Origin of the sequence: Corynebacterium canis, assembly GCF_030408595.1 — a bacterium.
GTDB lineage: Bacteria > Actinomycetota > Actinomycetes > Mycobacteriales > Mycobacteriaceae > Corynebacterium > Corynebacterium canis.
This window is the reverse complement of sequence record NZ_CP047080.1, coordinates 2,323,996-2,341,009: the sequence shown is the minus strand read 5'-3', so window position 1 is coordinate 2,341,009 and position 17,014 is coordinate 2,323,996. Positions and strand designations below refer to the sequence as shown.

Genomic DNA, 17,014 nt, shown 5'->3' with positions numbered 1-17,014 from the left:
ACTATAGGTATCTGTTGCGTTGGCGCTGCGAGCAAGGATGTGCGGTTGGCTGCGGGGCGCTATCGCGGCCTCGGGGCGGGGGCAATGCTCGTTGTGGGCAATGTTTTCGCAGGTCTACGGCGGATTTTAGGTACTAAATTTGCTAAACTCCCTCGTGAACTGGGTGATTGGCAGCAGGTGCGGTTTTGGACTTGCACAACCTTGAGCGAAGCGCTTATTCCGCTGGTTACATGCTTACCCCCAAAGCGGTTCCCCCGATGCGAAACATCGTTCTAGCAGGCGATCGAGCGTTCTACTGTAGTGGGCATGAACCAGCCTTCATACGCAGTGCTAGAGCTTTCGATCCTGGGCTCAGGCATGGATCAGCGGGTACTTGAGATTGGCGTGGTGCTGCTCGATTCGCAAGGCAAGATTGAACGGCGTTGGGCTATGTCAGTGGCATATATGGAAGACGAAGCGCCCGCGGATGCGCCGAGCCTCAGGCCAACTTTTCGGGATATCGCGCAGCATATGACTATTCTGCTGCGAGGGCGCATTCTGGTTGCAAATAATATTGATATGGTGTGCCACATTCTCCGCGATGAATACAATCGTATTGGGGTGCAATTGCCGCGGGAACGCTTCGGTTTTTCCTTGCGCGAATACGGTTACGAAGGCTTGCGGGATGCCATCGTGGATGACGTCGGAGACTACTTAGACGCAGGCGGCGTGTACAGCAGCACCGTGAACGAATATGCGGTTGTTTCTGGGGTATTGCGGGCGGCGGAGACTATTGCCAATACGTTGCAGGAACTCATGCCATATGTCATGGCGGACCTTGGGCAAGTGGCGCCGTTGCAATTTGAAGAACACGAACTGCGTGGCCTGCAACATCGGGGATCGATAGTTTCAGTCCAGGAGACGGTGCCGCCAGGCGACGGGGGCTCGCCTTTGACCCGCGGTGATTTCGCTGAGCTGTTTCCGTGGTTTAGCGGCGTGAACAATGACATTGAGGCGGTAATAGGTCAATGGATCGCCGAGTTTTCGATGCTTCCCCTATATAAAATTTCGCCGGTGTTGAACCCCAGCGCGTTGCCCGATGGGTTTGATAAAAACGTACATTATGTGCAGCGATGGTTGGCGCACTTTCCGAAACCCTTGTACGCGACCATGGATGATGTGCTGGGCGGGCAGGGGCTTGGAAAATCCCGAGCTGAAGCGTTTATTCGAACCCTAGTTTTGTATGCGATCTATGTCGGTTTTGCGCGGCATCATCCAGGTGAATATCCGCGATTGCTGCCTAGCGTTGATTTGATTGCGGGATGGTTAGACTTGCACGGAACTTGGCCGGACTACAAGGCGGTGGTGCATTCGCGTAATTGTTTCCCAGAAGCGTTTGTGGAGGCGATGGTACAAAACCCTAGCCCGGCCGGGCAGATATTCGATCGTGCCGTCAGTGAGGTGGTACGCGTGGTGGAGCAAGATCCGTTTCGCTTTACCGCCATCGTCTCGGGTAGGGCGTCGAAAAGCAAAACAGTCGAGGCGGTGGGCGCGGACCTAGCGATAACGCGCGATCGGGCGCGGCAATTGGAGGTGCGCATCGGGGAGCGGCTGCGGAAACATGGCGAGTTTTGCGAATTGCTCGCCAGTGCGATGATTACCAGGTTTTATCCGTGCGCGCGGGTGGAAACTATTTTGCGCGCAATGCCTATGCTCGGTGAGGCATTTGACACGCGCATGGAATGCACGATGTTTGAGGTATTGTGTTGGGCATATTCGCGGCAGGGTGTGCCGAATTCACGCCGTGCAGCTACACGGTGGGAAGTGCAAAACGGATGGTTAGTCTGTGATGAATTCAAGCCATTGCTTGCCAATCTTTTAAAAACGCTTGGTGATTCTTTTGGAATTGTTAAGACAGCAACGCTATTGGCGCAATTGGAGCGTCGTTCGAGAGCCCATTTTGTGGATGAATTTCTCGCGTTTACACTCGAAGAATTCCGCTATAAAGAGCGCGGTCCCGTATTGGTGTCAATCGAGCAATCAATAGCGCAAATGGCGGGTGTGGAACTCACGTTATGCGGGCAACCGATGACGACGAATCAGCTTTGTGATCGTATGCCGGGGCGCACCCAAACGTCTGTGGTAAGCGCCTTAAGTAATTCTGATAAATTCTATCGGTGCGCTATTGATACGTGGGCGCTGCGCGGCTGGTCGTACGAGGAGTGGACAAACTTGGCGAATCTGCTTACTCGGCGAATACTTAAACGCGGCGGCGAAGCCCCGATGGATTGGCTTATTGAACAAGCCACAGCGTTTGGTGTGACAAAGAGTTCCGTGGTGACGTATCTTCGCGGACCGGAATTTATCATCGGGGAACACAAAATGGTGCGGATCAACACGACCGAACCGGTGTGCCAGCAAACCCCAGAGCTATCCAAAGCGATGTACTACCGCGACGGTGCCTGGATGCAGCTGGTCACGGTCACGCAAGAGCATCTGCGTGGCTCTGGGACTGTGGTGCAGCAGGCCGTAGTGAACTTGTATGGCTTGGCGTTTAACCGCCCAGTGAAGATTCCCAGCAGACTTGGCCCGCAAGCGATCAGGTGGGGACGTTCGAATTGTGTTTTGGGAACGGTGCGTAGGTTTTTGGACGAACTCGGGTGCACGCTTGGCGATCGTGTGTTCTTTGTGTTTGGGGAAACCTTTGATGTGGTTCGGGCTGCTGATCAAGATTTGAAGCTGCGTGGCAAGCGCGCTGTATTGAACGCTATGGGTCTGGAAGAGCAGCCGAATGAGTCGCCGTTTGAAACCGTGAATAAGGCGCTGGGGTTGCCGGCTGATGCGGTGCGCACTCATGCGATAGAACGTTTGATTGCGCGGGGAGAGAAGGAACTAGCAGAGAAACTGCGCTGGGCATAACGTATAATTCTTCCGCATTCTGCCTTTTTGGTTGCGTTTGCTGTGCGCGTTAATCCGGCTTTGTTTTGGCTACAACTATGTGATTTGTTGTGTCCATCCTTACCGTTTGAATTGTGCACTCTAGAGTGGACTGTATGGATGCTCCTAAGTTTGCGGTCGTTGATTTTAAAACCACCGGGTTGGAAGACTCGGATCGAGTTTTAGAAATCGGTGTAGTGCTCCTTGATTCTTTAGGGTCAGTCGAGGGTACATGGGAAACTCTGATAGACCCAGACCGCGAGTTTCATAGCTCTGGCGAGAATGGCATTGCGGCAGATGATGTTGCGGACGCCCCGTATTTTGATTACATTGCTCGCGATTTCGCTGAACTCCTACGGGGGCGCATTCTTGTAGCCCATAACCTCGCCGAAACTGAACGTTTTTTGCGTAGTGAATTCAGCCGAGTCGGCGTGCGGGTAAAAGACGGCGGCGTAGGGGTGAGCACCCAGGTACTTGGTAAGCAATGCTTCTCGGAATGTTCCGAAGCTCTTCCAGCATGCTTGACCGCTGCAGGCGCGCCAGCTGCGGTGGGGGATTCGGCACTGGCGGTTGCCGTGGCTACCGCTACGCTATTTCAACTATTGCTGCCCAGCTGTAAGGCGGCGGTGAGTGATGCAGAAGTCTTGGAGTTTCCCGACGAGGAGTTCGAGCAACTCGAGGAATCGGGGTTTGACCCAGTGCCGCGATTGGAAAGCGGATCGCGCAGTGCGGCATGTGTGCAGGTCCTTGAGCAATGCGAACGTATTGACGATCCCTTGCTTGCGCCAAACGAAATCGCTTACCTGGATGCGTTGGTCCAAGCGCTTGTTGCCGGGGCGCTTACTCCACAACGGCGAGTGGAGTTATTGCAAATAGCCACGCAACAACAGTTGAGCCCAGCAGATATTGGTGCTTTGCACGAGATCTTCTTTTCTCAAATAGTACTCAGTGCTGGCCAGGCAGAATGGATCCCAGCGCTCGCTGCAGAACTCGGCGTAGCCGATGCGATTGATAGCGCGAGCGACATGCCCGATATCCAATTGCGTGCCGGTGACCGCGTGTGTTTCCTTGGGGTATTGACGCTGCCGCGTGAGCATTGGCACCGGCGTGCGCATGAAGCCGGTCTTATCGTCAGCGGACTTGATCGAAATGATGTTTGCGCTGTGACTGGTGCTCTAGGAGAGCACGGCGGTTTGGTGGAAATTGCCCGTGATCTTGAGCTTCCGGTGCTAGACGAGCGTGCATTTGCAAATTTGATCGGTCACATAGCGTCAGCAAGCTCCACCGTCGACCACCAGCAGACGGTGCCTCCGTTTGATCTTTCAGAAATGTTTCCATGGTGCCCGCCTGAATCTGGTGTTAATGACATTGCTGCGGCGGTGCAACATTGGCTTTTGGAACAAGCGTCCACGCCGCTGGTGGAGATTTCGCAGTTGTTGGACGCCGCAACATTGCCAGATGGCCTCGCTCCGACAGACCCAGCGGTGAGCACATGGCTTCAGCATTTTCCAGAGCCATTGACCGCCACCGTAGAAAATTTGCGCGAATTGCCCGGCGTCGGGGAGGTAAGGATCAAACGTTTTGTCTATGCCGCTGTGCTGTGTGCATACGACCAAGCGATTACCCGCCAAGGGGAACAAATATATGAAGAGGCCGAGCGTCCGTCTGAAACTATGGACCTCGCGGCAGGGTGGCTCGACCTCCTCGGCCATTGGCCCGATTTAGAACAAATTTACGTGGCGCAACTAGCGGTTCCGGAGCGGCTAGGACACGAGCTGGCTGCCGCAACTCGCCCCGGTGAACGCTTAGTCGCGCGCGCGGTTAATGAGATTGCTGCGTTGCTGCACACTGACACAAAGCGTCGCGCCGCAATTATTGCCGGCCGCGCGACTGGGGCTGAACACCTGCAAGAACTTGGCGACCGCTTTGGTATTACCCGGGAGCGGATTCGTCAACTCGAGGCGGCGCTCCTGAAAGAGCTGCGTTCCGACGCCCCGGCTTGCGAAACCGTGGTAAGCGCGTGCGCCGCCGCTTTTTCACCCTGCGCAAGCCTCGATACCGTATTCGATTTGATTCCGAGTCTTGGTGCGCGGATCAAACCAGATACGGGGAGGAACTTGCTCGAAATCCTTACTTGGGTCTAGGGGCATCCAGGGGTGGAATTCGCAAACAACCGCGTGGTGCAATGGCACCTATCGAACGGTTGGATTCTTTTTGAAGACTTCGAATCAGTGGTCGAAGAATGTGCTAAAGACGCAGTGGACCACAACGGGGTTTTACAGGAACAGCAACTGATTAATGCGGTACTCGAGCGTTTCCCCGGCGGCAACCCCGAGCGAATATCCGACTATTGCACCGAGCAATTGGGATACATCCGCCGTGGTCCGTTTTTTCTTCCGCCTCGCAGTTCGATTCTTGATCGGGTTGCTGTGGAGCTTGCGCTTCACGGTGCCCCGATGACCACAGATCAATTGCACGCCTTGATCTCCGATCGTAGCCGGGGATCAATTGTCAACGTCCTCGGACGCAGTGAAATATTCGTGCGATCAGCGATGGACACTTGGGCGCTCAAAGAGTGGGGGCTGCAGGAGTGGACAAATTTGTCGGACTTTCTCTTGCAGCGTATTGCCGACAACGGTGGTGAGGTACCCCTTGAACAGTTGAAACAGGAGGCTCAGCGCTTTGGTATATCCGAACATTCAGTCGGCTTTTACGTGTCCGGCCCTGAGTACGTACTTGAAGATGGGATCGTGCGGGTAAATACTGAAACGCCCGTGAATGATCGCACTCCCGAAGAATCCAAAGGAATGTACTTCCACGATGGTGCTTGGATGCTGCTAGTTACGGTTACTGATGATCATTTACGTGGTTCCGGAAGTGCAGTACCGTTGGGTGTCGCCGCACTTTATGGGTTGGAATTCAATGAACCATTTGAAATACCCAGCCGTCTTGGTCCTCAGACCTTACGTTGGGGCCGCGTGAACTGCTCGTTAAGCACAATTCGCAGATTCCTTGAACCAAGGGGCGTACAGTCAGGCGACCGCGTGTGGTTCGTATTTGGCGATGAATTTGACATTTTGCCTGCCCTACCAGCGAAAGATAATTTGACTGGGCTCGCCGCGCTGCTCAATGCGATGGCACTCGAAGCGGACACTGAAGAAGAGGCCATCGTCGAAGTCAACCTAGCACTTGGTTTGCCCGCTAACGCACCACGCCGCCAAGCCGTTCGCAGGTTACGCAACCGCAATGATGACGACCTAGCCGAACTCCTTAGGCAGGCATGAATAGACTATTCGAACTGCATTATGGCAGCCGAGGCAGGATCCAATCCCAGCCAGCCCGTAATTGTTCGGAGCAGTAGATCCAATCGTGGATGCCGCCACGTTGATACACCACGCGGTAGTTGTGGTGTCCGGCGGCGCTCATCGCGGCGTCGAGACGCTCTGTGCAGCACCAGGAAGCAAACTCGAGGAGCACGGATCCGAGTAATTCTTGGAACGGGCGCTCGGCGTGATATTCCAGGTCACGCGCGGTAATTCGGCCGTCTGCGGTGAACAGGTAGACCGGGGTATTGCGCAGGCCGGTGGGGTTGAGCGCGACGTCGGCACGCCGACGCGTTTCGGCGTTCCATAGGTGGCGCGTGTTGCCGCCAACGCAGCGGGTGATGGCGTTGTGGTACTCCCAGCCCACGGGGTCGGTGGTGGAATAGCAGCCCGAGATTCCGATGACGCCGTGAAATACATTCGGATGTGTGTTCGCTAATCGGACGGCGGCCCCAGCGCCCATGGAAAGCCCTGCAATGACGCGAGTGCCGTTACAATTTAGGCCATTCGTTCGATTATCCAGAAGTTTGGGAAGTTCGGCGGTAAGAAACGTTTCCCAGCGCATGTGTCCGAGCGTTGGGTCTTCGCTGAGCCAGTCGGCGTAGTGCGAACCGCTGGCTTCCGTGGGCATGACCACCACGACGTTATCGTTACGCAGCGTCTCGGTGATGCGTCCGCCGTTCAACCAGCCGTTATTGGTGGGTGCGGATGAGCCATCCAAAAGCAGCAATAGTGGCGCAGGTACGTTCGGATCGCCGATGCGTAACACCTGAACCTGAACTTCCCGACGCATCGCCGGCGATTCCACCCACCAGCGTTCCACACCGGTGTCCGCGTCCCGGGTACGCCGAGCTAGCCGCGTATCGACGTACGCGCCCCTCGCCGGAGGCAGGTACACTGCGTCGCCGCGGAACACGGCGGGAAACGGTAGGGTGCGGATGCCATGGCGGTGCAGCCAACAGAGCAAAATTTCGATGCGGCCGGAGGCGTTCGGCATGCGCGAAAACCGCGTGACGGCGTGGTTATAGGCGGAGCGCAGGTAAGACACGGATGACGATTATTCCACTTCGGTGAACTTGCGGTCCCAAGCGGAGCGAACGGGGTTAGCGTCGGCGAGGAGGATATCAAAGCGATCGTTGGCGATCTCTACGATTTCGGTGAGCGCGACGCGGTACTCTTGGTCTTGGGAATTTGCGAGGCGGCGGATGCCGGTATTGATCACACTTTCGACGGTGTCATTGGTGCTTAGATAAGCGACGTAGGGCATATTGAAACGCTCGCGGTACGCCTGCGATATCTCGAGTATGCGTTCGGTCTGCACATCGTCCAGTTCATCGAGGCCTATGGAACCGCGGTCGGCGCTGATTGTGCGGGAATCTTCGGCAGTTGCCAGCAGCAGCGTGGCCATATCCGGGTAATCGCGGATGAGTTCGTCTCGCTGTGCGGTGGGCGCGGTGAGCACCGCGACCTGGATGGCCTCGCGGAGCTCGGACACATCTGCGAAGGGGCGGGATTCCCAGGCGATTTCCAGCGGCCATGTTTGCTGGTTAAACAGCGGGCGTAGCGCGGCCACGAATTCGGCGCGGTCCATGGCGTTTACGTCGTCGAGGGTGACGCCGGAACCGCTGGTGTCGCGGGCGATATCGCCGCCGGATTGCCTGCCCACGTGGAAAAACAGAAGGTTTAGCACGATGGCGGTAATCGCTCCGATTGACATGCCGGAGGATACGAAAATGCGGCACCATTCGGGGAGCGCTTGTGCGATATCGGGTTTAAAGGTGACCAACATGGCTAGGCCCAATGCGGTGGTGACGATCACGGCGTTGCGGCTGTCCTTCATCTCCGCCTTGGCGATGGTCTGCATGCCCACCCATGCCACATTGGCAAACAAGGCGAGCGATGCGCCACCCAACACTGGGGCGGGAATTGAGGCTACGATCGCACCGGCTTTCGGCAGTACGCCGAGGATGATCATAAAGCCGGCGGCTGCGGCGGCGACCCATCGGGACTTCACGCCCGTGATGCGCACGAGCCCGACGTTTTGTGCGAAGCAGGTATAAGGGAAGGAGTTCATCACGCCGCCGAGGAACGTGGATAAGCCGTCGGCGCGGAGGGCGCGTTTAATATCGTCGCGGCGGATCCGGCGTTGTACGATCTCGCCGGTTGCGAACACATCGCCGGTCGTTTCCACCATCGTGATAATCATGACGATAATCATTGAGAAAATCGCGGCGAAGTGGAATTGCGGAATGCCGAAATACAACGGCGTCGTAATGCCCAGCGGCGCTGCTGTTGTCACGGCGTCGAGAGTCGCGTGGCCGAGCAGGAGCGCGGTGCCGGTGCCCGCAGCCAAGCCAATCAGGACGGCGAGGGTGCCCAAGAAACCGCGAAGGAAACGTTGCGCCAAAATAATTACGGCGAGGGTACCGAACGCGTATGCGAGGTCGGTGGAGCTTGGGGTGCCCGTCGCGTAATTGGTGAAATCCCCAGCGGAAACCGCCAGCAGCGACGTGCCCATGACGAGCAACACCGAACCCGTGACTACCGGCGGAAAGAATTTGAGGAAGCGGGCGAATAATGGGGTGATCAGGAAGGTAAACAACCCGGCCACGATCACCGCTCCGTACACGGTTGGCAGGGATTCGACACCGCCCTTGCCGTCGGTAACCCCGAGCCCAATGGCGATAATCGGGGCGACGGCGGTGGTGGTCACGCCCTGGACGATGGGGAGACGCACACCGATGTGTTTCCCGATGCCCACGCACTGGATCAAAGTTGCGATCCCGCAGGTAAGCAGGTCTGCGTTAATCAGATGAATGGTGGTTTCCGTGTCAAGGTTTAGAGACCCCGCAATCAGCAGCGGCACAATCACCGCGCCGGCGTAAAAGGCCAACACGTGCTGCAGGCCCAGCGCAGCTAGCCGCGGCGGACTTAACACTTCATCAACAGGGCTGCGCGGGACAGCGACGGCGGCAGTGTGAGCCACGGTGAAAACTCCTTGATTCGCTGATGAAATTACATTGGAAGCGTACAAGAAATCTTGTGGTAGGCGATACCGGCGGCCTTACTTTCGGGCGAAAACCCAGCTATTCTGGTGTCATGGCTATTGAATATAAAGTTGTGGAACTCCGTGAGGGGCTTATTGGCGGCAAGGTTTCCGGGAAGAAACTGGAAAAGCTGCTAAACGAGCACGCGGCGCAGGGCTGGGTGCTCAGGACCATTACGGCGACGGACGTGAAGGGCCGTATCGGCCCCGGCGGTGTGGAAGGCGTGATGGTCATTTTTGAGCGCCAAGTTCGCGGGTGAATCATCGCCCGCGGCGGATTATTATTATGGGTAATAAATTAACAGGGCTTCGGGATTGTTATTCCGCGGCGCGTGCGGAAGCATAACCTGAGCATTGAGCTTTCGATTCCCAGTCAAAGGGGATGATTGCTATGACGCGGTCTGGCGCTGCGTTTAAAACCATGCAAAAGGTCGGCAAGGCCTTTATGCTTCCGATTGCGATTCTGCCGGCGGCTGGTTTGCTGCTGGGCATCGGTGGAGCGCTGAGTAATCCGAACACAGTGGCGGCGTATCCGGTATTGGATAACCCGGCCGCCCAAGGCGTATTCCAGGTGATGAGCGACGCGGGTTCGGTGGTGTTTGCGAACCTTGCGTTGCTGCTGTCTACGGGTTTGTGTATCGGTCTAGCTAAAAAGGACAAGGGCACGGCGGCGTTGGCCGGTGTGGTGGGGTACCTCATCATGACGGGCACCACCGCCTCATTGCTTAAGGTGTGCGATCCGGAGGGCGAAGCGATTGATACCGGCATTATCGGCGCGTTGGCGATTGGCGCGGCGGCGGTGTACCTGCACAATCGTTTTTACAATATTCAATTGCCGCCAACGCTTGGCTTTTTCGGCGGTTCGCGATTTGTGCCCATTGTGACGGCCGGTGCGGCGATTCTGCTGGGTACGGCGTTTTTCCTCGTGTGGCCGCCGATCCAGGGACTTTTGGTCGCCGCCGGTGAGGGCATGGCAAGCCTGGGCTATTTGGGCACGTTCCTTTATGGCTTTTTATTGCGCTTGTCGGGCGCGGTGGGGTTGCATCATACGATCTATCCGATGTTTTGGTATACGGAATTAGGCGGGGTTGAGCAGGTAGGCGGGGAAACGGTGGTGGGTGCGCAGAAAATTTTCTTTGCGCAGCTTGCGGATTCCTCCCACCAGGGATTATTTACCGACGGCACACGTTTCTTCGCCGGTAGGTTCGACACGATGATGTTTGGTTTGCCGGGTGCCGCGCTGGCGATGTACCACTGCGTCCCGCAGGCGCGCCGGGCAAAGTTCGCTGGTTTGTTCCTCGGTGCCGCGCTTACTTCCTTTATTACCGGCATTACCGAACCGCTCGAATTCATGTTCCTGTTTACGGCACCGTTGCTGTACGTCATTCACGCGCTTTTCGACGGCCTGAGCTTCCTCGTCGCAGACCTGTTACAGGTCCGCATTGGGAACACGTTTTCCGGTGGCGTGATCGATTATCTGTTGTTCGGGGTGATTCAAGGCCAGGATAAAACGCACTGGATGTATGTGATTCCGGTGGGCGTTTTTTGGTTTGCTTTGTACTACGTGACCTTCCGTTGGTACATCACCAAATTCGGCGTTGCCACGCCGGGCAGGTTCGAAGATACGGACGATGAAGATATCCTTGATGTGGAAGCGGCAGCTGCCATTCCGGCCGATACGCTCTACCAGGAATCGGAACGTATTATCGTGGCCCTTGGCGGCAAGAATAATATCGAAGACGTGGACGCCTGCATCACTCGATTGCGGGTGTCTGTGCTGGACTCTTCTGCCGTAGATCGAAACTCTTTGCGAAGGCTTGGCGCGACCGATGTTCTCGATGTAGCAGGTGGGATTCAGGCGGTGTACGGTGCAAAGGCAGTGCTTTATAAAAACGCCATAGTTGACCTGCTTGGATTGGATGATTGATTTGTTCGGTTTTGGGAAAGCGAAACGCCCGACTGCGGGAACAAAGTTGGGTGTTGGAGCGCCCGTCCGCGGCGCTGTTTTCCCGCTCGAACAGGTGCCTGACCCCGTGTTTTCGCGCGGAATACTGGGTTTCGGGTTCGCCGTACACACCGCCGACGAGGTGATTGTGGCCCCCGTGTCCGGCCAGATTTTTCAGATGCTGCCCAGCTGCCACGCATTTTCGATCCGTACCCCCGAAGGGGTGGAAGTGCTGGTCCATATCGGTCTTGATACCGTTAATCTCAAAGGCAATGGGTTTCGTGCGTTAAGGATTCAGGGAGATTATGTGCAACGCGGCGAGGTTGTAGTGCAGCTGGAGAACGCTGCCGCGATCCGTACCGCCGTTGAGTGTTTGGACACCATGGTCGTGGTGACGAACTCCGCTGGCATGACGCATACTGACCCGCGTTTCGATGCCGTATTCGGCGAGGATGTTCTCGAAATGGAGTTCTAGCATGGGGTACACGCTGAAGCGCCGGTGCAATAACAACGTGGCCGAGGCTCTCGACGAGTACGGGCGCAGCGTGGTTGTGACGGGACGCGGCGTTGGGTTCGGCGTGAAAAGCGGGGAAGAGATCGCGCCGGAGCGCATCCAATTGACGTACGTTTTGGAATCCCAGCAGCGGGCCGGCGAAATCGCCGACGCGTTGGCAGCCATCCCCGCCGATGTGCTCGCGGCTGCCCGCAAGATCGTGATCGCGGCCCAAGATCGGTTCAATATGAACCCGATTTCCATGCTGTTGCCCTTGGCGGAGCATCTCGATTTCGCCCTGCGCAGGGTAGCCGCTGGTGATACGTTCGACGCGCCGCTCGCCTTTGAGATCGAGCAGCTTTACCCAGAGGAACACAAGTTTGGTTGCTTCGCGGTCAAGGTGATTCGCGCTGATCTCGGCGTAGATCTCCCTGCACGCCGTGAGCGCCCAATTTGATACTCATCGCATTTCCACGGCCGTCCGCATGACTGAGGATATCCGCCAGATCCTTACTATTTTGGAACGCACCTATGGGGTGGATGTGGATCCGAAAGCCACGGTCACCGCGCGTTTTATCACCCACGTACGGTACCTTTTTGCGCGGCTGGCTAGCGATCGCCGTTCCGATCACGAGCCCGTCGAGGTCCTCGCCGCCATTAAGCAAACCCTTGCGGCGTCGTGGCGCATTGCGCAATCGATCGCAGACTACTTGGGCGAACGCCGAAACACCCCACTCACCGAAGCCGAAATCGGATTCTTGGCGTTGCATGTTTCGCGCCTAGTGCACGTAAAACATTAGGTGCCGCAAAAGGTGCGGAACGTCTCCATAAAACCGGCCGGCGCCGCGTACATGAATTCGGGATGCTGGGCGGGAATATCGTACGGTGTGGTCAGTGAGGCATAGAGCGCGCAAAAGGGCTCCGTGTTGCCGTTGTTCGCCTGGTCGATCGCGGCCTCGACTAGGTGGTTGCGGGGGATCAGCACCGGATTCCGCAAGGGGGCGATGTCTTGGAAAAACGCAGTATGGTCGCCGGTGATATGGAAATCTTGGGGGATCGGGCCGTCAAGTTTCCGTTCCAGCACCGCCCTATATGCGTCGATAAAGCGGTGCGGGAAGGAATCGCACAAGCGTGTTGCTGCCGCGGCGTCGATAAGCGGGAGGAGCGATTCGGCTAGGCGGGCGAGGTTCCACGCGAGGATGCCGGGCTGGTTCCCAAAGCGGTAACGCCCGCGCGTATCAATGCTGCTGAAACAGGCGTATGCGTCATGTTGTTCGAGAAACGCGCAGGGGCCGAAATCGATGGTTTCGCCGGAAATCGTTGTGTTGTCGGTGTTCATTACGCCGTGCACAAAGCCGAGGCCCATCCACTCCGCAACGGTGCGCACCTGGGCGTCCATCACCGCCTCTAGGAGCGCCAATGGATCACCGACCGTATCCGGATAATGCAACTTTGCCGCATAATCCGTTATTCGTTTCAGCAGGTCAGGGCTTCGCGCGGCGTATTGGAACGTGCCGATCCGCAGGTGGCTCGCGGCCACGCGCACGAGCACGGCGGCGGGCAATACGCGTTCCCGCTGCACCGTATGGCCGGTGGTCAGCACGGCGAGGGAGCGAGTCGTAGGCACATTGACAGCGTGGAGAAAATTGCTTACCAAGAACTCGCGGAGCATCGGGCCTAGGGCGGCGCGGCCGTCGCCACCACGTGCGAACTTCGTGGGGCCGGAGCCTTTCAAATGAATGTCGTGTTGCGCTCCATGCATGTCGGTGATTTCGCCGAGGAGGCAAGCGCGGCCGTCGCCAAGCACGGGCGAAAACTGGCCAAATTGGTGGCCCGCATACGCCTGCGCAACCGCGTGCGGCGCGTCCTGGCCGAGCAGGAACTGAATCCCGTCCTCCGAACGCAACCACGCCGGGCTGAACCCCAATTCTAGCGCGAGCGGCTCATTCAACGTCACCAATTCCGGCTGCGGTGCTCTCTCCGGAATACACGCCACAGACAGCTCAGGAAACGCATCCGCAAAGCGGTGCTGAATAACCGGGGTAGAGAGCATGGGGAAATTCTACGTTGCGCTGGCGTAGGCCCGGCGCTATGCCCTAGTGTGCAAAAGTGACGGGCACGCTGGTGACGTCCGCAAAGTTTTGGGCGTGATCCCCAAATACCTTAAGCACGCAGGAATCGGTGGTGCAGTCGATGCCTTCGCCCGTGGAAACGGCGGTCAGCGTCACGGTCGCAGCACCGTTCGCGTCCATGGTGACGGTGCCACCATCGGACTTGATCCATACCTGCGATTCGGTATCGCCGCGGTTCCCGGTGCACACGGGCACGGGGGCGTTGTCATCAGCGCAGATCGCGGCGTAGTACCCCAATGTAGGGTCAAGGCCGGTGATATTCACCGTGATCTTGTCCCCGTCCTTTAACCCGGAAGTGCTGTCCACGGTAGCTTTCGTGGTGGACTTCGCCGTCTTCGTAGGGGCTGCTACGTCGGAAGCGGTGTCGATTTTCGGTTGCGTGGTGTCCTGCTGGTTGGGCGGACTGCAAGCGGCAAGGACGAGGATTGCGGCTGCAATGGACGCAGCGCGGAAGCGGGAGGTCATGGAATTTCCGGGGCCTTTCCGAACAGGGTGATTCTTTTATGTCCAAGGTGAGCCTACCTGGCGCACTTAGGTTGCGTCCATGCAAACGCGTTCGGTCCGCTAAAAACGGTCGCGTTCCGCTCGTTCTATCAACCTATGCATGACCCATTCTAGGGGGCCTCTGCGGAAGAACCACAGCCACAGCGGCGCGCACACCAGCCCCGCCGCGAGGGTGTACCAGAATATTGGTGTGTGGTCCGTTTCCTCTAGGGCGCTTTCGGGCACCGTCTGCGCGTAGAACTCTTGTTCTTCCGCGGCGAATTCGCTGTAGGTTTCGGCGGATCGCACTATTGTTTGGAATTTCTCCCAGTTTTTCGCCATGGGCTCGACGCTCACCGGCTCGCTTACCGAGTGGTCCATGATCGGCCCGGCGGTAAGCACGTGGCAGACGTAAAACGTCAGGCTCATCGCGCCCAATGCGCGTAACGGATACAGCGGCCTGTAGAACATTTGTACCAAGAGGAGGCAGCCAGCGATCGCCGCGCTTGCCGCACCGCAGGAGCACGCGACGTCGAGAAGCCCTCCCTGGTGCGGCTCCGGGCTGAAATATACGGACACCAGTTTGGGTATCCAGATGGCCTCGGCAAAGACGTCGCGTACCACGACGCCGGCCGCCCCAATCGCCGTGCCGAGGACGAGCACAATGCCCTGCAATGCCGCCGAGTGAACCAAATGCCGGTGAATAAGAATCCCGAGGGTTCCATAGGTTAACCAGGCGATTGCCGGATATGGCATGCCGAGCACTTCCGTATATGTACCGTTCCACTCGGACACCACTTGCACGCCGGGCCCGATGAGCATAAAACCGCCGCACAGCGCCGCCACCCAGCGACTTCGCCATCGCAAAACGGGCGGCAGAAGTACGAAAATAATGCCGATTGCCACGAGCACTACGGCGATGGAGCTTTGTGCGAGCTGCAGCAAACACCCGATCACCATGAGCAGTACGCCGCGCACCATGAGCCGGTAACTCGAGCTGATGATCGAAAGCGAAACTCCCGCTAGGACGGCAAAGGTTGCGGAGGCGTAGCCGCGGGTGAGCGCGTCTCCGAAATAATTCGCGGGGCCGACGTGCGCGAAAACCATGCCGAGGATTGCAAGTGCGCGGGCGAGGTCGATCCCGTGTAGTCGTGTCATGTGTGCTCCGTGGTAGTAGGTACGATCGACGCTATGACGCTCGCGCACCGCCGATTCGGATTCATCATACGTTCGCACACGCTCACCGTGCCATGGGATCGCAGCAGGCCAGAGCTAGGAACCCTCGACGTTTTCGCCCGCGAAATCATTCCCGACGGCGGCGAGGATTGGCCCATCGTCCTCTACCTCCAGGGCGGGCCGGGTTTTCCCGCACCCCGCTTTTTCGGCGCTACCGGCTGGATTGGCGAACTCTTGCGAAAGCACCGCGTTGTGTTGCTCGATCAGCGCGGGACCGGTCTTTCCAGTTCGCCGCTTATCGACGCCGCGACTCCCGGATATTTCGACCTCCTGCGGGCCGAACAAATTGTCGCGGATTGCGAGGACCTGCGGGCCGCATTGGGAGTGCAAACCTGGAGCCTATTCGGCCAAAGCTTCGGCGGCTTTTGCATTACCACGTATTTATCCCGGCACCCGGATGTTATCGATCGCGCCTATCTTACCGGCGGCCTGCCCGCCACGGCCTGCCACGCCGACGATGTTTACCGCGCAACCTTTGCCCGTACCCGCGCCCGGCACGAGCAGTTTTACCGCCAATTTCCGTGGGCGGAGGAGCGGATTCGCGAGATCTGCCACCACCTAGATTCCGCCTTTGAAACCCTACCCACCGGGGAACGCCTGTCCGCGCGGCGGTTTCGCACTATCGGGTTAGACCTTGGCAGGGGCACTGGTTTCGAGCAATTGGGCTACCTTTTGGAAAACCCTTTCGTGGTTACTCGTGGCGAAAAGCGCCTGCGGAAGGGCTTTCTGGCGCAGGTTGGGCAGAAGGTTTCCTTTGCCGGGAACCCGCTCTACGCTGTGATCCATGAGGTCATTTACGGTGGTACGGTTCCGGGTCCCACGAATTGGTCCGCCCATCGAATTCGCGAGGAAATCCCCGGCTTTGCGGAGGCCGCCGATCCCCGCGATTTCCGTGAACCCTTCTTCCTAACGGGCGAACACATTTTCCCCTGGCAGTTTGTTGAAGACCCCGCCCTTGCCCCGTACGCGGAGGTGGCCGCAGCCCTCGCGGTCAAGTCCGATTGGGGCTGTTTGTACGATCGCGCTGCCCTTTCCGAATCCCGTGCCGTGTGCGCCGCCGCCGTGTATTGCGACGATATTTTCGTTCCTATGGACCTGTCTTTGGATACCGCGGCTGCGTTTCGCGATATCCGCCTGCATATCACAAATCAATTCCAACATGATGGGATTAGCGTTGACGGGGGCGGAATCCTCGGCGTGCTATTAGCAAAGACTAACGAATATTAGAATGTGTGATGCAAAACATCTCCACTTTTGCTGCATCAACTTAAATTGTGTGACACAATTTAAGATTGGCGCTCGGCGCGGATGTGCTCGCAAACTCCCAGCAAACCCCTTTTAAGAACGGAAAAACCCATGCAATATGCCCCCTTATAGGGGTGTTGTTGCGACTCTGTCGTTCCAGAATGAGGCAAAGCGTTTCAGTTTTGGCGCGGGGGT

The 17,014-nt window shown here is 57.4% G+C and carries 14 protein-coding genes; 9 read left to right on the top strand and 5 right to left on the bottom strand.

Going from position 1 to position 17,014, the window contains the following annotated elements; translation table 11 throughout:
• Positions 1-306: 306 nt before the first annotated feature.
• From CCANI_RS10345 to CCANI_RS10335, 3 genes are all read left to right on the top strand, one after another.
• The gene (locus CCANI_RS10345; protein ID WP_146323566.1) at positions 307-2,898 is read left to right on the top strand and encodes a hypothetical protein; all 2,592 of its coding nucleotides are present in this window, start codon (positions 307-309) and stop codon (positions 2,896-2,898) included.
• A 134-nt stretch (positions 2,899-3,032) separates the two neighbouring features.
• On the top strand, positions 3,033-5,060 hold the full coding sequence (locus tag CCANI_RS10340; RefSeq protein WP_146323567.1) for a 3'-5' exonuclease: 2,028 nt from the start codon (positions 3,033-3,035) through the stop codon (positions 5,058-5,060).
• Between the two features lie 12 nt (positions 5,061-5,072).
• Positions 5,073-6,200, top strand: a complete 1,128-nt coding sequence (locus CCANI_RS10335) for a hypothetical protein (protein WP_146323568.1) — start codon at positions 5,073-5,075, stop codon at positions 6,198-6,200.
• A gap of 19 nt (positions 6,201-6,219) precedes the next feature.
• Here CCANI_RS10335 and CCANI_RS10330 read toward each other — a convergent pair whose 3' ends face one another.
• Complete coding sequence (locus CCANI_RS10330; RefSeq protein WP_146323569.1) at positions 6,220-7,287, bottom strand: alpha/beta hydrolase; 1,068 nt, start codon at positions 7,285-7,287, stop codon at positions 6,220-6,222.
• A 9-nt stretch (positions 7,288-7,296) separates the two neighbouring features.
• Complete coding sequence (locus CCANI_RS10325; RefSeq protein ID WP_186750076.1) at positions 7,297-9,225, bottom strand: solute carrier family 23 protein; 1,929 nt, start codon at positions 9,223-9,225, stop codon at positions 7,297-7,299.
• A gap of 113 nt (positions 9,226-9,338) precedes the next feature.
• Between CCANI_RS10325 and CCANI_RS10320 the strand changes: the two genes are divergently transcribed.
• From CCANI_RS10320 to CCANI_RS10300, 5 genes are all read left to right on the top strand, one after another.
• Entirely contained in the window at positions 9,339-9,545 is a 207-nt protein-coding gene (locus CCANI_RS10320; protein WP_146323570.1) for a DUF4177 domain-containing protein, read from the top strand.
• A gap of 131 nt (positions 9,546-9,676) precedes the next feature.
• Positions 9,677-11,212 (top strand): PTS transporter subunit EIIC, encoded by a 1,536-nt coding sequence (locus CCANI_RS10315; protein ID WP_246118162.1) that lies wholly within the window; start codon positions 9,677-9,679, stop codon positions 11,210-11,212.
• Complete coding sequence (locus tag CCANI_RS10310; RefSeq protein WP_146323571.1) at positions 11,205-11,705, top strand: PTS sugar transporter subunit IIA; 501 nt, start codon at positions 11,205-11,207, stop codon at positions 11,703-11,705. Before CCANI_RS10315 ends, CCANI_RS10310 begins: the two co-directional genes overlap by 8 nt.
• 1 nt (position 11,706) lies before the next feature.
• The gene (locus CCANI_RS10305; RefSeq protein ID WP_186750085.1) at positions 11,707-12,180 is read left to right on the top strand and encodes a CAT RNA binding domain-containing protein; all 474 of its coding nucleotides are present in this window, start codon (positions 11,707-11,709) and stop codon (positions 12,178-12,180) included.
• A complete protein-coding gene (locus CCANI_RS10300) occupies positions 12,164-12,523 on the top strand; it encodes a PRD domain-containing protein (protein ID WP_186750093.1) in 360 nt (119 codons plus the stop codon). Before CCANI_RS10305 ends, CCANI_RS10300 begins: the two co-directional genes overlap by 17 nt.
• Here the strand turns inward: CCANI_RS10300 and CCANI_RS10295 are convergent.
• The 3 genes from CCANI_RS10295 to CCANI_RS10285 all read right to left on the bottom strand — a co-directional run bounded on the left by CCANI_RS10295 (position 12,520) and on the right by CCANI_RS10285 (position 15,496).
• Complete coding sequence (locus CCANI_RS10295) at positions 12,520-13,776, bottom strand: protein adenylyltransferase SelO (RefSeq protein ID WP_146323574.1); 1,257 nt, start codon at positions 13,774-13,776, stop codon at positions 12,520-12,522. The genes CCANI_RS10300 and CCANI_RS10295 overlap by 4 nt on opposite strands.
• A gap of 43 nt (positions 13,777-13,819) precedes the next feature.
• Positions 13,820-14,320 (bottom strand): neocarzinostatin apoprotein domain-containing protein, encoded by a 501-nt coding sequence (locus CCANI_RS10290; RefSeq protein ID WP_146323575.1) that lies wholly within the window; start codon positions 14,318-14,320, stop codon positions 13,820-13,822.
• A gap of 99 nt (positions 14,321-14,419) precedes the next feature.
• The gene (locus CCANI_RS10285) at positions 14,420-15,496 is read right to left on the bottom strand and encodes a DUF418 domain-containing protein (RefSeq protein WP_146323576.1); all 1,077 of its coding nucleotides are present in this window, start codon (positions 15,494-15,496) and stop codon (positions 14,420-14,422) included.
• Positions 15,497-15,529: 33 nt separating this feature from the next.
• Here CCANI_RS10285 and CCANI_RS10280 point away from each other — a divergent pair, with 33 nt between their 5' ends.
• Positions 15,530-16,801: an alpha/beta fold hydrolase gene (locus CCANI_RS10280; protein ID WP_186750095.1), complete on the top strand. Its 1,272-nt coding sequence runs from the start codon at positions 15,530-15,532 to the stop codon at positions 16,799-16,801.
• The last annotated feature ends 213 nt before the right edge of the window (positions 16,802-17,014 follow it).

What these genes read in the sequence shown, in the direction of transcription:
- CCANI_RS10345 (WP_146323566.1), top strand. Translation starts at nt 307, where the DNA reads ATGAACCAGCCTTCATACGCAGTGCTAGAGCTTTCGATCCTGGGCTCA.
- CCANI_RS10340 (WP_146323567.1), top strand. Translation starts at nt 3,033, where the DNA reads ATGGATGCTCCTAAGTTTGCGGTCGTTGATTTTAAAACCACCGGGTTG.
- CCANI_RS10320 (WP_146323570.1), top strand. Translation starts at nt 9,339, where the DNA reads ATGGCTATTGAATATAAAGTTGTGGAACTCCGTGAGGGGCTTATTGGC.
- CCANI_RS10315 (WP_246118162.1), top strand. Translation starts at nt 9,677, where the DNA reads ATGACGCGGTCTGGCGCTGCGTTTAAAACCATGCAAAAGGTCGGCAAG.
- CCANI_RS10310 (WP_146323571.1), top strand. Translation starts at nt 11,205, where the DNA reads ATGATTGATTTGTTCGGTTTTGGGAAAGCGAAACGCCCGACTGCGGGA.
- CCANI_RS10305 (WP_186750085.1), top strand. Translation starts at nt 11,707, where the DNA reads ATGGGGTACACGCTGAAGCGCCGGTGCAATAACAACGTGGCCGAGGCT.
- CCANI_RS10295 (WP_146323574.1), bottom strand. Translation starts at nt 13,776, where the DNA reads ATGCTCTCTACCCCGGTTATTCAGCACCGCTTTGCGGATGCGTTTCCT.
- CCANI_RS10290 (WP_146323575.1), bottom strand. Translation starts at nt 14,320, where the DNA reads ATGACCTCCCGCTTCCGCGCTGCGTCCATTGCAGCCGCAATCCTCGTC.
- CCANI_RS10285 (WP_146323576.1), bottom strand. Translation starts at nt 15,496, where the DNA reads ATGACACGACTACACGGGATCGACCTCGCCCGCGCACTTGCAATCCTC.
- CCANI_RS10280 (WP_186750095.1), top strand. Translation starts at nt 15,530, where the DNA reads ATGACGCTCGCGCACCGCCGATTCGGATTCATCATACGTTCGCACACG.